This window comes from uncultured Sphingobacterium sp. (assembly GCF_964277905.1).
GTDB lineage: Bacteria > Bacteroidota > Bacteroidia > Sphingobacteriales > Sphingobacteriaceae > Sphingobacterium > Sphingobacterium siyangense.
Genome location: NZ_CAXYKD010000048.1, coordinates 821,125 through 836,296, shown reverse-complemented (window position 1 = coordinate 836,296; position 15,172 = coordinate 821,125). Strand labels below are relative to the sequence as shown.

The 15,172-nt window shown below is 41.6% G+C and carries 17 protein-coding genes; 1 reads left to right on the top strand and 16 read right to left on the bottom strand.

All coding sequences use genetic code 11. The features are described 5' to 3' along the window. Positions 1 to 7 precede the first annotated feature (7 nt). The 16 genes from ACHWSC_RS25305 to ACHWSC_RS25230 all read right to left on the bottom strand — a co-directional run bounded on the left by ACHWSC_RS25305 (position 8) and on the right by ACHWSC_RS25230 (position 13,581). Positions 8 to 952, bottom strand: coding sequence for an aldo/keto reductase (locus ACHWSC_RS25305; protein WP_394678683.1), 945 nt, complete (start codon positions 950 to 952; stop codon positions 8 to 10). Between the two features lie 101 nt (positions 953 to 1,053). Then, on the bottom strand, positions 1,054 to 1,968 hold the full coding sequence (locus ACHWSC_RS25300; protein ID WP_394678682.1) for an alpha/beta hydrolase: 915 nt from the start codon (positions 1,966 to 1,968) through the stop codon (positions 1,054 to 1,056). A gap of 62 nt (positions 1,969 to 2,030) precedes the next feature. Beyond that, a complete protein-coding gene (locus tag ACHWSC_RS25295; RefSeq protein WP_394678681.1) occupies positions 2,031 to 3,014 on the bottom strand; it encodes an aldo/keto reductase in 984 nt (327 codons plus the stop codon). Positions 3,015 to 3,069: 55 nt separating this feature from the next. Next, positions 3,070 to 3,705: an NAD(P)H-dependent oxidoreductase gene (locus ACHWSC_RS25290; RefSeq protein WP_394678680.1), complete on the bottom strand. Its 636-nt coding sequence runs from the start codon at positions 3,703 to 3,705 to the stop codon at positions 3,070 to 3,072. An 81-nt stretch (positions 3,706 to 3,786) separates the two neighbouring features. Continuing rightward, entirely contained in the window at positions 3,787 to 4,458 is a 672-nt protein-coding gene (locus ACHWSC_RS25285; RefSeq protein WP_394678679.1) for a type 1 glutamine amidotransferase domain-containing protein, read from the bottom strand. 2 nt (positions 4,459 to 4,460) lie between these two features. After that, a complete protein-coding gene (locus tag ACHWSC_RS25280; RefSeq protein WP_394678678.1) occupies positions 4,461 to 4,718 on the bottom strand; it encodes a hypothetical protein in 258 nt (85 codons plus the stop codon). A gap of 135 nt (positions 4,719 to 4,853) precedes the next feature. Continuing rightward, positions 4,854 to 6,092 (bottom strand): amidohydrolase family protein, encoded by a 1,239-nt coding sequence (locus tag ACHWSC_RS25275; RefSeq protein WP_394678677.1) that lies wholly within the window; start codon positions 6,090 to 6,092, stop codon positions 4,854 to 4,856. Positions 6,093 to 6,098: 6 nt separating this feature from the next. After that, complete coding sequence (locus ACHWSC_RS25270) at positions 6,099 to 6,968, bottom strand: helix-turn-helix domain-containing protein (RefSeq protein WP_394678676.1); 870 nt, start codon at positions 6,966 to 6,968, stop codon at positions 6,099 to 6,101. A 124-nt stretch (positions 6,969 to 7,092) separates the two neighbouring features. Continuing rightward, on the bottom strand, positions 7,093 to 8,271 hold the full coding sequence (locus ACHWSC_RS25265; protein WP_394678675.1) for an NAD(P)-dependent alcohol dehydrogenase: 1,179 nt from the start codon (positions 8,269 to 8,271) through the stop codon (positions 7,093 to 7,095). Between the two features lie 132 nt (positions 8,272 to 8,403). Then, positions 8,404 to 8,724, bottom strand: coding sequence for a DUF2255 family protein (locus ACHWSC_RS25260; RefSeq protein ID WP_394678674.1), 321 nt, complete (start codon positions 8,722 to 8,724; stop codon positions 8,404 to 8,406). Continuing rightward, complete coding sequence (locus ACHWSC_RS25255; RefSeq protein WP_394678673.1) at positions 8,678 to 9,679, bottom strand: aldo/keto reductase; 1,002 nt, start codon at positions 9,677 to 9,679, stop codon at positions 8,678 to 8,680. The genes ACHWSC_RS25260 and ACHWSC_RS25255 overlap by 47 nt, the downstream gene beginning before the upstream one ends. A 48-nt stretch (positions 9,680 to 9,727) precedes the next feature. Then, complete coding sequence (locus tag ACHWSC_RS25250; protein ID WP_394678672.1) at positions 9,728 to 10,225, bottom strand: DapH/DapD/GlmU-related protein; 498 nt, start codon at positions 10,223 to 10,225, stop codon at positions 9,728 to 9,730. A gap of 86 nt (positions 10,226 to 10,311) precedes the next feature. Next, complete coding sequence (locus ACHWSC_RS25245) at positions 10,312 to 11,376, bottom strand: carboxymuconolactone decarboxylase family protein (protein WP_394678671.1); 1,065 nt, start codon at positions 11,374 to 11,376, stop codon at positions 10,312 to 10,314. A gap of 11 nt (positions 11,377 to 11,387) precedes the next feature. Continuing rightward, the gene (locus tag ACHWSC_RS25240) at positions 11,388 to 11,888 is read right to left on the bottom strand and encodes a cupin domain-containing protein (RefSeq protein ID WP_394678670.1); all 501 of its coding nucleotides are present in this window, start codon (positions 11,886 to 11,888) and stop codon (positions 11,388 to 11,390) included. A gap of 10 nt (positions 11,889 to 11,898) precedes the next feature. Continuing rightward, positions 11,899 to 12,360, bottom strand: coding sequence for a cyclophilin-like fold protein (locus ACHWSC_RS25235; RefSeq protein ID WP_394678669.1), 462 nt, complete (start codon positions 12,358 to 12,360; stop codon positions 11,899 to 11,901). A 48-nt stretch (positions 12,361 to 12,408) separates the two neighbouring features. After that, the gene (locus tag ACHWSC_RS25230; RefSeq protein ID WP_394678668.1) at positions 12,409 to 13,581 is read right to left on the bottom strand and encodes an aldo/keto reductase; all 1,173 of its coding nucleotides are present in this window, start codon (positions 13,579 to 13,581) and stop codon (positions 12,409 to 12,411) included. Positions 13,582 to 13,759: 178 nt separating this feature from the next. On the opposite strand from ACHWSC_RS25230, the gene ACHWSC_RS25225 reads away from it, so the two are divergent. Beyond that, entirely contained in the window at positions 13,760 to 14,656 is an 897-nt protein-coding gene (locus tag ACHWSC_RS25225) for a helix-turn-helix domain-containing protein (protein WP_394678667.1), read from the top strand. Positions 14,657 to 15,172: the final 516 nt, after the last annotated feature.

Genomic DNA, 15,172 nt, shown 5'->3' with positions numbered 1-15,172 from the left:
GCTGTTTTTAAGCCATCGGGTTTTCCCAAGCACCTTTGGTATCTACTCCGGTTTTCATTGCAAGCTCTTCCAATCTTTCCACTTCTTCCTTCGATAATATTATTTTTGCTGCGGATGCAGCATCGGCAACCTGTGGTAACTTAGTGACCCCAATAATTGGCAAGGTGTGCTTTGCAATAGCCCAGGCAATTCCTATCTGCGCTACAGAAGCATTACGGCTTTCACCAATCTCCTTCATAGCGGTTGTCAAATGTTCGAGCTGTGGAAGAACCTTATTGTAGGTAGCGGCCCGACCACTGTTTTCAGGAAGTGGGTTAGCACTGTTGTATTTGCCACTCAATGCACCTTGCTCCAGCACCATATAAGCAAAAAATGTAATATCATTCTCACGGCAATAATCTATAATACCAGCTTCCTCCGAAGAACGGTAAAGGAGGGAATAATGATTCTGTACGGCAGAAACACGGAAACCTTCCTTAGCAAGTATATCGTTAGCCTGTTTGATCTGCTCCAGATTATGATTGGATACACCAACCTGTCTGACCTTACCAGCTTTGAGCAATGGTATCAGGCCTGGAGTCCATTTCTCCACATCTCCGGGATTGTGTATCCAATAGATATCGATATAGTCCGTACCCAAACGTTCAAGGCTTTCTTCGAGCATTTGTGAAACAGGATTTTCTGTATCGGTTGCAACCTGCGGGGTAAATTTCGTAGAAAGTAAAACATCTTCCCGATTATACCCTTTGATACATTCTCCTAAAATAGTTTCAGATGAACCTCCGCCATATACGGCAGCCGTATCCCATAGTGTAAGTCCTGCCTGCATCGCGGCATCGAATACGGGTTTTACATCTTTGACTTCAATACTGTTGCCGAAGACCTGATCTCCTCCGGCAAAACCACTGCCCCAAGACCAAGTACCTAAGGCTATCTTTGGTAATTTACTCATGTTGTTTATTGTTTAAAGTATTATACTTAGTGTATATTAAAAAAATGAACCTGATATCGCATTCCTTAAAAGCTAAAGCTATCTGGTCATATTTTTAATAATTATAATTTTTGGCTGTAGAACGCTATCAGCTTAGCAACCGCTTGTTCGAAATATTCGGGAATGTCGTATAGGGCAATATGTGTTGCTCCTTCTACAACAAACAATTCCTTATCTCCGTTGGCAAGATTGAAAGCCTGGTCGCTGAATACTTTGGTATCCGCCTTGCTTCCGGCAATCAATAAAAACGGCTGGGTCAGAAAGCGACCTATTTGGTCAAATGCAGAAAAAGCGAGCATTCTATCCGTTCCCGTAAATAAATACTTGTTTACTGAGTTAGGGTGTTGAGCCCTTGGAGTTTTGTAATAATCGTAACCTTCCCTTAATAAATCGGGGGTATTTTCATTGATTTCAGCCAGTGTTTCAGGAACCCAATGCATATACAAAGGCGCACCTCCTTTAGCTTCAATGTTACGTTGTTCTCCAATTTTTGAAAGCATGTCCAGTAAAACATCATTGGGCGTTTCAAATCCAAGGAAGTTTCTGAAACCCTCGCCCATCGGGGAGGCACTCACTGTTGCCACCGCCTTGAAACGATGTTCTGTTTGTGCCACACTTATGGCGTAGCCTCCACCTGCACAGATGCCAAACACGCCTAAGCGATCCATATCCACATATGGAAGTGTGGCCAGATAGTCGGCTCCTGCACGTGCATCTTCAACCCTTGAGGTAGGGTCTTCAAGATAGCGGGGTTCACCTTCGCTTTCTCCCTGATAAGAAGCATCAAAAGTAAGGACAACAAAACCACTCTCAGCGATTCTTGCCGCATAGTGCCCAATCGTCTGCTCTTTAACTCCTCCTGCGGGATGTATACATACTATCGCCGGATATTTTTCAGTTTCCAAAAAGTTTTCTGGCAGGTGTAATTCAGCCGCCATTTTCAGCCCCTTGTTCTTAAAACTCGTTGATTTTTTCATTTTTTTAAATTAAAACAGTATTATTTTGTATTACAGTAATGGCTATGATCTTAAGCAAACAGTTACCAGGCATACGCTTCAGGAGCTGCTCCGCCGGGTCCAGGCCATATTGTATTAAGTTCTTTTAATGTTTCCTCTGACAATCTGATGTCCAAAGAAAGTACATTCGTTGTGAGTTGTTCTATTGTCCTTGGCCCTAAAATAGGGGCGGTTATTGTTGGATTATGCAGTAACCAAGCTAGTGCAACCTGAGTGGGTTCCTGTCCGATCTCGTCACACAATTTCTCGTACGCTTCCAACTGGGGTCTGAATTTTTCTACCATTTCCCGGGTCTCAGCAGCACGTTTAGTGTGTATTCCTTTTTTCAAAACACCGCTTAAAAGTCCTCCGGCAAAAGGGCTCCAGGGCATGATGCCCAAACCTAATTTTTCACAAGCAGGAATTACTTCCAATTCTATAGTTCTTTTTGAAAGGTTATATATACTTTGTTCGGAAACTAAGCCCATAAAATGACGCGATCCGGCAGCGGCCTGTGCCATTGCAATATGCCATCCCGCAAAATTGCAGCTTCCAATATAGCTGATCTTTCCTTGTTGAACCAATACCTCCATTGCCTGCCAAATTTCTTCCCAAGGTGTATTTCGGTCTATGTGGTGCATCTGGTAGAGATCGATATGATCAGTTTGCAAACGGCGAAGGCTATCCTCGCAGGCTTTCCTGATATGATAGGCTGATAGATATTTATCATTTATACCTGTTCCCATAGGTTGGTACACTTTTGTTGCCAGCACTATTTTCCCTCTTGAGCCTTGTTTTCTCAACCATTTTCCGATAATTTCTTCGGAGATGCCATAGCCTTGAACCATATCGGGTTTCTGAGGACCGCCGTACACGTCTGCACTATCAAAAAGATTGATGCCTGCATCAACGGCAGCATCCATTATTTTGAAACTTTCCGCTTCGTCGCTTACATAGCCAAAATTCATCGTACCGAGCGCTAAACGGCTTACACGCAATCCTGAACGCCCTAAAAAAGTATATTCCATTTCAATTTATTAATACAATCCCAATTAAAGACACCAATAATCAGAGAGCAACCAACTAATCGATGTATTCGACAAAATCTGCTTCTGCAGTACGGACTTTTTTCAGGTTGACCAACCAATCTCCTTCGTCACTTCTGTATCCGAGGGCAAGCATATACACACTTTTCAGTCCTTTTTCCTTTAAACCTAACAAAGCATCCATTGCAGCATTTTGGAAACCGCCCATTGGCGTATTGTCTATTTTTAGTTCTGCCGCCTGTGCAATGGCCATTGCGAAACCTATACACGCCTGTTTAGCCGTATCGATAAAAGCTTCTTCGGGAGTCATGTTGACCTGTGAGGCTATAATACCGGCAGTGGCAGAGCCAAAAGCGTCTTTGGAAGTCTCCCTAACCTGGGAAGTATAATTGAAAAAGCCTTCGACACGTTCAGCTGTATAGTTGTCCCAGGCACAGAAAACCAATAAGTGGGAACAGTCTTTTATAATCTGCTGGTTCCAGCCAATCTCAAATATCTTGTTCTTCAATGCTGTATTTCCAATGGCAAATACTTTGTAGGGCTGTATACCATAAGATGAAGGTGCCAGTCTGGCTGCCTCAACTATTTTTTGAACGTCCTGCTGAGAAATTTTTTTATCCGGATTGTATTTTTTTGTGGCGTATCGCCAGTTCAAATCTTCTATCAATGACATTTTGTTGATCTATATTAAGTTGACAAATAGAAAAACCGGTCAGGTATAAATACCATTCAACCGGCTGTTTCATTGTTTTTTTTATTTAAGTGCGTTCAGTAGCAATTTTCCTAAACTAAAGGCTGATTGAGGGTTCTGTCCTGTGATCAGACGACCATCCGCTACAGTATTGTCACTCCAATTCGGTGAATATTGATGCAATGCTCCACGTTTTTCTAAAGTGCTTGCCAAAAGGAAAGGTACTACATTGGTAGATTGTACTTCCTCTTCTTCATCATCGGTAAAAGCAGCCAGCTTCTTCCCATTGACAAGATAAGAACCATCACTTAATTTGGCATTTACCAATGCTGCCGGACCATGACAAACAGCAGATACTATTTTTCCGCTCTCATACATCTCACGGATAGCGGTCTGTACCGCAGCTGTATCCGGAAAATCCCACATCGTGCCGTGTCCCCCTGCAAAGAAAATCGCATCATATTGGGTAGTGTCAACATCTTCCAGTTTCGCCGTATTGGCAATTTTCGTTCTGAAAACCTCGTCCGCCCAATACTTTTTATTGATCGGCTCTTCAAGGTCTTCCAAGCCGTCCAATGGTGCAGCACCTCCCTTGATCGATGCTATGTCTACGTGTACACCGCCTTCCTCTAAAACTGAAAGCGGATGTGTTACTTCTGCGAGATTAAACCCGGTAGGGATTTTTGTATCACCTTTTTCGTCGCAGCTCGTTACTACGAATAATACTTTTTTCATACCTAGAATTTTTTGTCAAGAACGATATATTCTGTTTGTTCAAAATAGGTGTGCAATGGCAATTGTGCGATAAGCTCACGGGCTTTCTGTTCATCTGTTTCGTTAAAGATCAATACAGCACCTGTACCAGCCTCTTTCAGAAAAAGATGTGCAATAACGCCTTCTTTTTGCCATCCTTCCACTACTGCGAATTCTTTTGGAAGAATCTCTTCGATATTGTCTACTTTACCTAAAACGGTGTTGACCAAAATTGTGTTCATACTACTTTTTTTTATTGTTTAAAAATTACAACACAAATTTAGATACACTAATCCCTTCGTTGTTAAGAGGTTTTATACCAATACTTATGAATTTCAAACCTTATGTTTGTTTGAAATATCACAGAAGGAAAATGCCTATTTTATTTTTAAAAGATGCTCTGCATTAGCATAGCCAATCTTGCGTTTATCCTCTTTGGAAATTGAAGCATGTTCCAAAAATCCACGTGTATTATTATCTATAAGGAAAGGATAATCTCCTGAATATATGATGCGGTCAGAACCTAATTCTGCGATCGCGTATTTCAGTTGGTTTTCTGAAAATAGACCTGCCGGTGTGACAAATACATTGTTGCGGTAATAGTCGGAAATCTTTCTTTCAAGCTTCAGCGTCTTACCCAGCTGGTCGTCCAGTCTGTTGAGGTAAAAAGGAACAAACTCGCCCCAGTGTCCGGAGATAAGTTGGAGGTCTGGCAATTTATCTAAGATACCGGCTGCAATCATGCGGACAATGCCGATGCCGGAATCCACGTGCCATCCATATCCTGCTGTTGCAAACATGGCGCCTGCCACCGCAGACCAGTCTTGACTTTGGAAATAGTATCCTGCAACCTTGGGGTCTATGACGGCGGGGTGCATATAAATCGGTACACCCAACGACTGGGCTTTTTGAAAAATTGGTAAAAACATCGAATCGTCAAAAAAAATGCCTTCAAACGTTCCAGAAAGCATAGCCCCCTTCAATCCAAGTTCGCTTACGGTACGCTCCAGTTCTACACTTGCTGCAATTGGATCAGCTACAGGAAGCAGCGCAAAGCCGGAAAATCGTTTGGGATGTTTCTCAATCACTACTGCAAGCATATCGTTTGCCTGTCTGCAAAGTCTAATGGCGAGTTCTTTATCTGTGATATTCTGCGGGCTGTTTGCGCCATAGGAAAGTACCTGCATATCGATGCCTGCTTCATCCATAAACTTTATACGCCTCTCACCAACATCTTCAATATCATCGTTGGTAGGTAATACGATAGCCATCAGTTCTTTTTGAATGGCAGCCCTTTGTGGATTTATTTTTCCTGCAAGGCGGTTGAACTCCGCTACTTTTGCTGATATCTCTTTGATGGTAAAGTGCTCTTCAATGGTAATGATTCTATCTATTTTTGTAGGGATGTTTGTTTCCATGCTGAATTTTTCAGGGTTGTTGGTTAATGTTTTTTCTGAGTTGGGAACCCCTGATGTATTGCCATCTGAACCTGCAAATAGCATTCCGGGGCCAACAAGTAATCCTGCCGTTAAAATACCTCCTTTTTTTAAAAAATCCCTTCTTCCCGACGGATGGAAACTTAACCGATCATCTTGTATTTCTCGTTTAATATCCATATCTAATCACTTTTCAAGTATAACTATGGGGTTGAAACGATCCCTGTAGGCTTTGGGAGTAAGCCCCGTTATCTTCTTGAATACATTGTCAAAATAAGAATGATATTCAAAGCCAAGACAGAAAGATATTTCTGAGATAGTCCAGTCCGAATGTTCCAGTAGGATTTTTGCCTCGGTAATAATCCGTTCATTGATATGTTTCAGTGCCGTCTTACCAGTATCCCTTTTGATCGCTCGGTTAAGGTAGTTTGGGTGAACACCAAGTTTGTCCGCAAAATGGGAAGCCATAGTCATTTCCACTGAAAGTTTCTTATTCTCCACCGGGAACTGAGCGTCCAGCAGGTTCTGGAACTCTAAGGAAATTTTGCGGGAACTTTTTGTTGTTTCCTTGTCTCCTTCTAAGAGCTTTGAATAAGGCCTGATAGTAAGTGCTTCATGCATCAAAAGATTGATAAGACTTTTTATCATATCCCTTTGATTACAATAATCACTGTTATACACGGTGAGCATCCTTTCGAAGATAAATTCGATATTGGCAAACTGCTTTTTGTTCTTCACTACATAAAGGGGAATATTGGCAGAACGAAAAGGAGAGTATTCCCTGAAATTCTGTGCAAATTCAGCGCCTTTTAAAAACTCTTTGGTAAAGAGGCAACTGTATCCTTGTTGTTTGTTAGATTCTGTTTCCCAAGAATAGGGGGTGTTGACATTGCCAAAGAACAAATAGCTCCCAGAAATGCCGACAGACTGGTCATTGTAGTTTATCCTGCTTTTACCGTTTACCAGACAAATCCTGTACAGGTCTTTTCTTCCGAAAAATGGAGCGTAACCGTCAAGGTTATCCACTCGGAATACGTTGAAATCATTTCCTTCCATCCGTTCACTCTTTTGTCGTCAATTCCATATAATTAGAACATTTCTAAAAATTAATTCTTTCCTTTAATTTATCGCAGAAGCAACTCTAATAGACTAGTTGTAAAAAAAATGATGGCCAACTCAGTTAGAAAGTTGTCGCATCGATCACATACCTGTAACGGGCCTGTTTGTTGACTACTTTATCCCAGGCATCATTAATTTCTGAAGCCTTTATTATTTCTATATTGGGAAGCAGATTATTGTCTGCACAGTAATCCATTACTTCCTGTGTTTCAGGGATGCCACCGATCATCGAAGCATTGATTTTCACCCTGCTGAAAATAAGGTCGAAGAAATTGGTCGTTACTTTGCCCCCGATAGGCACGCCAACCTGCGTAAGTGTGCCGTAGGGTTTTACAACAGAGGCATACGCCGCAATGTCATAGTCATAAGGTATGGTAGAAAGCATATAGTCCAGTTTGCCTCTGTAGGGAGCAAGTTTCTCCGGACTGTCAACAAGAACTGCTTCTTTTGCTCCAAAGGAAAGAATATCTTTCACTTTATCAGCGGAAGTAGTAAAGGCGTAAACTTCAGCTCCCTTGGAAACCGCAAGCTTGATGGCTATATGACCAAGCCCTCCAATACCTGCGATGCCGACTTTATCACCCCTGTTAAAATTCGCCTTTATTAGCGGTGAATAGGTTGTGATCCCTGAACAAAGCAGCGGTGCAGCATGTTGCAGGTCAATATTGTCGGGAATTTTAATTGCGAAATGGTCGCGTACCACTAGATTGTTGGAATAACCTCCCTGTGTGATACCGCTGGGAGAACTCGTCTCCGGAGTACCATAAGTTCCGGTCATTCCTTTCTCGCAGTGGTGCTCTTCCCCGTGTTTACACGGTTCGCACTCCAGACAACTGTTTACCATACAACCAACACCCGCTTTATCGCCGACTTTGAATTTGGTAACATTCTTTCCAACAGCGGCAACAATTCCCGCAATCTCGTGACCGGGAACCTGTGGATATTGCTGTTTGCCCCAGTGTCCTTTGATCGTATGGATGTCGGAATGGCAAATGCCGGAATATTTTATTTCGATTAGGATGTCATTGTCTCCCACAGCTCTTCTTTCAAAATTCCAAGGGACGAGTTTACCAGTCTCATTTTTACCGGCATAGCCTTTTGATTTTATGGTATTCATGGTATTTGTATTTTGTCCGGCAAACAAAGCCATCGGCTTGGCGAGCATTAAACCCGCTCCGGCAAGTGCTGTTTGCTGAATGAATTTTCGTCTTGAACTGTCATTTTCTGAATTGGTTTCCATATGCTGTTTATTTTTGAATGATATGAATAGTAGCTTCTTTAGTTTTGTTACTGATCATCGGAGGTAAATATGGACTGCCACCATACTTTTTATTATAGGCAGCATCAATTTCTATATTGAGTACAACATCGCTTAGGGGTCGAAAAGAACATCTTTTACCATCCCGGCAGCGTGGATCTGTCCTGCTTTTTGAGCGATGGCCGATTGGTACCAACGGGAACTTCGACCATTGTAGGCTCTCACGTACAGTTCGCCACCCACCACGACATTCCATATCCAGGTTGGTGTGCCGTAGGTAATTCCATCTGCTCTGAACGGCGCAATTTTCAGGTCTTCAGCCAAATCGATCTTTTCTAAATCTTCTGCTGAAAAACTTTTATTAATGTTCATATGCTTTGTTTTGAAATTATTTGTCAACCATCTTTTCCTGGGCAGGGGAGTACCTGTTTCCATGGATTTGTATTTTGGAAAGTTGGTCATTGATGGATTGTAGCTCATCTTGGGTAAAGTTGACGCTTGCCCCAGCGATGTTTTCTTCCAACCGTTCCAGTTTTGTCGTACCCGGAATCGGGGCTATCCACGGTTTCTGTGCCAACAGCCATCCCAATGCTACTTGTGCAGGAGTAACCTCTTTTTGCCCAGCTATTGATTCAATAAAATCTACGATGGCCATATTCGCTTTTAAATTGTCCTGCTCAAACCTTGGCACCGTACTGCGGAAATCGGTACTATCGAATTTTGTGTCCGTATTGATTTTACCGGTCAGAAATCCTTTGCCCAACGGGCTGAACGGCACCAGAGCTATACCGAGTTCCTCCAGAAGCGGCAGGATTTCCTTTTCGGGATCACGATAGAACATAGAATACTCGCTTTGTAGAGCGGTTACGGGCTGTACGTTATGGGCTTTCCTGATATTTTTTACGCCTGCTTCCGACAGGCCAAAATGCTTCACTTTTCCTTCGGTTATCAGATCCTTTACTGCCCCGGCAACATCTTCTATTGGAACATTGGGATCCACACGGTGCTGATAGTAAAGGTCTATACGTTCTGTCCTTAATCTTCTCAATGATTCTTCCACTACTTTTTTGATATGTTCAGGTCTGCTGTCGATACCTCCCCAACGTGGATTGCTAGGATCGTCTTTCAATGGTTTAAAACCGAATTTGGTGGCTATTACTACTTCATCCCTGAATGGCTGGACAGCTTCGCCCAACAGCTCTTCGTTTAATAAAGGGCCATATACTTCGGCAGTATCAAAAAAAGTAATGCCTTGTTCAAAAGCCTTACGAATAAGGGCGATCATTTCGTTTTTATCCTTGGCCGGACCATAAGACCAGCTCATACCCATACATCCTAAACCAATGGCAGATACTTCCAATTTGTTATTACCTAAAAATCGCTTTTCCATATTTTATATTTTTAAGGACTTGGTCCTAATTGTTTATTGTTATTGATTCTATTTTTCGGTGCCGATGTGCTTTACAACTTTGGCAGGAATGCCTGCCACTACAGTATTGTCAGGCACATTTTTGGAAACGACTGCCCCCGAAGCCACTACTGCATTTTCACCTATACTAACCCCCGGTAAAATCGTGGCTCCCGCACCTATCCAGGCATTTTTTTTGATATGAATGCGACCCGGAACTAATGAATGTCTGGTTTCAGGATTCAACAAGTGTCCTTCGGAAAGCAGGCTTACCTTGGGGGCAATAAGTACGTTGTCTTCGATGATGATACCACCCAGTCCCAGAAAAACGCAGTCGAAATTGATGAACACATTTTTCCCGATCGTGATGTCCTTGCCGTAATTGATATACAAGGGAGTGAATATATCTGTCGTTTCGTCAATCTCCTTACCTGTAATCTGCCCCAGATGATACCGTATTTCCGAAGCATCACTGGTGGCATTCATTTGTAACAATGACTCTTTGGCAGCATAAGAGGCATCCCTCATCCTGTACGCCTGAGAATCGCCCTGAGGTATGGTTTCCCCATCCTTCAATCTTTCAAAAATGTCCTTTTCACTGAAGTCTTGCATCTTTATTTTAATTTTTGAAAAATTAATGTCATTGTCTCAGGATTTATAGCGCCCATTTCTACGAGCTTGAGTGACTTGACCATTTTAAGCGTACTGGTCTTGTACTCCTGAAAATGATCTGATTTGATATGGGATTCATAGGCGCTCTTGCTGGCATAAATCTCTATTAACCTCAATATGGTAGGATTATCCTTCTGGTACATTGGAAAGATGGAGATTACACCAGGTTCTATTTTTAGTGATTGGGATGACTGGTCTTTAAGAATAGCATTGTATTGTTCCAGATATTCAGGTACAATCTCTATCTCGGCGATCCTGACCATCATATCAGGTGCTATGATGGGACGTTCAGGTTGCCCAATGGCCGCTCTTAAAACATTGGCCTGTGTCCTGCCCGCGGTTTTTTCAATGATTTCGGTAAGTTCTGCCAGTTGCGCATCGGTTACACCTGTATTTTTACCCATAAAAATGTGGGCTTTCAATTGGGGTTCTACGCCCGGCATTGCAGCGAGTGCCGATATGGTCACAAACTCTCTTTGTCGGAAGTTCAGTACATCGCTGGCAAAAATATCTGCAAACAAATGTTCTTTGAGAAAAGCGTCGGCACGTGGTGCAAATTCACCCAAACCAGGTGCAGGTTTAGCCTGGGGAGTTTTCGTTAATTCTTCAAGAACCTTGCGGCCTTGCTCGTACTTGTCCGGAACTATATTTTCTACTACAATGGGTTTACCCTCTTTATCCTTGATACCTTTTGCAGCTCTTTCCTCCAGTACGGTTTTAAATGTGCCAACAGCATTAAGGCTGCGGGGAAATCCACAGTAAGCATACAATTGTACCAATGCTTCTTTGATTTCGTTAATTGCCAGTCCTGCATCCAGTCCTTTGTTGAGTGCGGGTTTAAGTGCTTCCTGGTCACCCGTTGCGGTAAGGGCGGCGATGGTAGCCAAAGTCTGTTGGTGCGTGTTCAATGCCTCTTTTGTGGTTTTGTTTTCCTGTGCTTCCATTGTATTTATATTTATTGCGAACAAAAAGAGTAAAATCAATTGTTTGATGTTGAATCTGCTCATTTTCTATACGTTTAAAGTTTGTTTGCCTGTTTGTAATCTTCCTCGCTCACCGGTTCAAGCCATATTCCATTTGTATCCCCCTGATAGTTGGTAATGGCAATATGTACCATCTTGCTGTCGGCGGTGGCTCCGTGCCAGTGTTCCGTGTTTTCCGGGATGTTTACCACATCGCCTTTTTTAATGCGTCGGGCCGGCTTGCCTCTTTCCTGATACAATCCTTCTCCCTCTGTAACCAACAATATCTGACCTTTTGGATGGCTGTGCCAGTTGTTTCTGGCACCGGGTTCAAATGTGACACTTCCGATAACGTAATCGCTGTTTTTTTCCCTTTCCGTTAAGAGCTGGAGGTAGGCGTTACCTACGAAGTTTTTGGAATCTACCTTATTTCCCAAAGGGAAAATGGAACTGTTATTTTCTGTTGCCATATTTATCTTGTTTTTGGGATTGCTGCAACCCAGTGTCAAAGCCGACACCGCTACAACTAATCCGTATGTTATAACTGTATGTTTCATATTTAAAATTTTAGTCCAATTCAAATGTTACCTTGAGTTTCCCTTTGTTTTTGAAAAGTGCCAGCCCTTCGGTAACTTTACCAAGGGATACCAGCCCGTTGGAATATCCGAAGTCTTTATAGAACAACGCAAGGTTTCCCCAAGGCTCATAATAGGTAAGGTCGCCGATGTCGGGATCAAACCCAGACGGAGCTCCATCGATGGACAATTTTTTGGAGATCTCAACAATCTTTTCTGTGTTATTATAATCTTCCAGAACAAGTGTCATTGGCAGCAAGGCTGCAAAATCCCTACTGGCCTCATTGTCATATAATACCGCTTTGGCAACCTTGCCGTTGACGGTGATCCTCATATCCATATTTCCTCTGTTATTTGTTGGTGTAAAGCAGATGGGGATTTCTTCCTTGTGATTTCCACCAATAGACATAAGGCAATTCAATAGTAACGTTACTGCAACTGTAATTACCTTCATCGGTTTTTTTATCGTTTTTTCCTTTTGTGTTTTTTGCAAATCTTTCCTTTAATGATCTACCTGACTTTCGGTAAAAGTATCTGCACGGCTTCCGGTTAATTTGATCTTGTCCAAACCTGCATTGAATTCCTGCAGCTCTGCCGGATCAAAACGCACTGCTGCCGCTCCTATGTTCTCAATAAGGTGATGGTATTGTGTTGTTCCCGGAATAGGGACTATCCATGGTTTTTGGGAGGTTGTCCAGGCGAGTGCGATCTGTGCCATACTCGCATTTTTTCGCTCTGCCCATTGGCGGATATAGTCCACCAATGGCATATTGGCTCTTAATCCTTCAGGCTCAAATCGAGGCAATGTCGAAAGCCTGTCCGGTTTCGTAAACCTTTGAAATGGGTTTATAGCTCCCGTAAGAAAGCCTCTGCCCAAAGGGCAATAAGGCACAAAGCCAATACCTAATTCTTCTAAAGTGGGGAATATTTTTGTTTCTGGTTCTCTCCACCAAATCGCATATTCACTCTGCACAGCTGAAACAGGCTGCACGGCGTGGGCTTTGCGGATGGATTTTGCACTGGCTTCGGATAGTCCGAAGTGTCTGACCTTTCCTTCCTGTATCAGATCTTTCACTGTTCCTGCCACATCTTCCATTGGTACATTCGGGTCTACTCGGTGTTGGTACAAGAGGTCAATGTAATCCGTCTGAAGGCGCTTCAGGGAACCTTCTACCGCTCTTCGGATATGATCCGGCCGACTATTAAGTGCTGTAGGTTGCTTTTCTTCCACACCAAAACCAAATTTTGTTTCTATCACAATATTCTTCCGGAAGGATTTAACTGCTTCTCCGACATATTCCTCACATATATAAGGTCCGTAAACCTCAGCTGTATCAAAGAGTGTAACACCTTTGTCATAAGCCGTTCGGATATGTTCGATCATCGTCTTTTTATCCCTTACACCATTACCGTAATAGCCTACCATCGGCAGGCATCCCAGCCCAATGGCAGATACTTCCAGTGTTCCAAGCTTACGTTTTTCCATATAGATATTATTCTGTGTTCCACCTGCGAATGGCTTTTGTGGATTTATATCACTATTTTTTCGGTTTTGACTGGCAAATAAAATATCGGGAGCGATGAGTGCACCTGAAGCAAGCAATAATCCTTTCTTAATGAAATCCCTCCGTTCGTTTGTATTATCGGCAAGGCTTTTATTTGATAAGTTTTCCATAAAATAATTTTTTGAGTCCAACTATCGATAATTAACTTCTACAAAGTTCAGTATAAAACATTTCAACTTATTTATACAGAATACAGATGTATTTACCAGTTTTACGGATTTGGCTCCAAAAACATACATCTAAAAGAAAGGTTTTCTAAATTTGTACAGAAAGAAAAAAAAGAATATTATGGAAGAAGTTCGAAAAATCGATACGGTAAAACAGTATAATGACGAGATGGGGGTTGAAACAAAACACCCTTTGGTCAGTATTGTAAATTTCGATGAAATACCTACTTATATTCAGTTCCGTAGATATATGGGGTTGTATTGTGTTTTCCTGAAAAATATAAAATGTGGCGACATGCGATACGGATGCCAACCGTATGATTATGAAGATGGTACTCTTGTTTTCATAGCGCCAGGCCAGGTATATGGAATCGATAGTAGCGGTAAGGTCATTAAACCGTCAGGAAGGGCTTTGGTATTTCATCCTGATATGATCGTTGGTACTTCGCTGGGAAAAAAGATCAAGGACTACACGTTTTTCTCCTATGATGTTAATGAAGCCTTACACCTTTCCAAAAAAGAAAGAGTTACCATCAATGATTGTTTTGATAAAATAGAAAACGAGATTGATCTGAACATAGACAGACATAGCAAAACACTTATCGTTTCCAACATTGAACTTTTCTTAAACTACTGCATGCGTTTTTATGACAGGCAGTTTATCACCAGGGTCAATGTTAACACGGATATATTGGGAAGGTTTGAAAATCTGCTTTATGATTATTTCAGGTCCGGAAAATCAAAGGAACTGGGTTTGCCTACTGTAACTTATTGTGCAGAACAATTGCACCTTTCGGCGAATTATTTTGGTGACCTTATCAAAAAGGAAACAGGCAATACAGCGCTGGACTATATACAAGCAAAACTGATCGAAGAAGCCAAAGAAAGAATATTTGAACCGAATAAATCCATCAATGAGATCGCCGATGAACTTGGTTTTAAATATCAACAGCATTTTACCCGCCTTTTTAAGCAAAAAGTGGGAATAACCCCAAATGAATTCAGAAATTTGAACTAAGAGAATCGTATTAATAGTCTACATACTGATTATATACAGCTTTTCATAAGATTGTTTTTTTATATATTCTTTTTTAAATTTATCAGCCTCATTCCTCTAAGAACAATATTTTATCCTTTTGTCGGGTATTTATAAAAGCCTATAATTGATGGTATTTAAGTCATTTGAAAATTAAAAATCTTCCCCCAGTTGGGTACAACTTGGGGGAAGTTGTCATTTATGATCGCAAAATTTGTAGCTAAATTGGAGATAGCTAAGTTTAAAAATTTGGTAACAGTTTTAAAGTATGGTGGCCTGATTAACCACTTAAACGATACTAGAAAATGTAGTTTAGGAACAGAAGGCGGAATTTTTTGTATGGTTTATTAGGATATCCTGTTAAAGCTCTTTTATGGCGTGGGGTGTATTCCGGAGGAATAAATGTGTTTTAAGGATTACAGGATTGTTATAAGTAAATTTAAAAAAGAATTTCATTAAGATTACCTTGGTTTCCTAAAACAAAAAAAGCAGGATCGA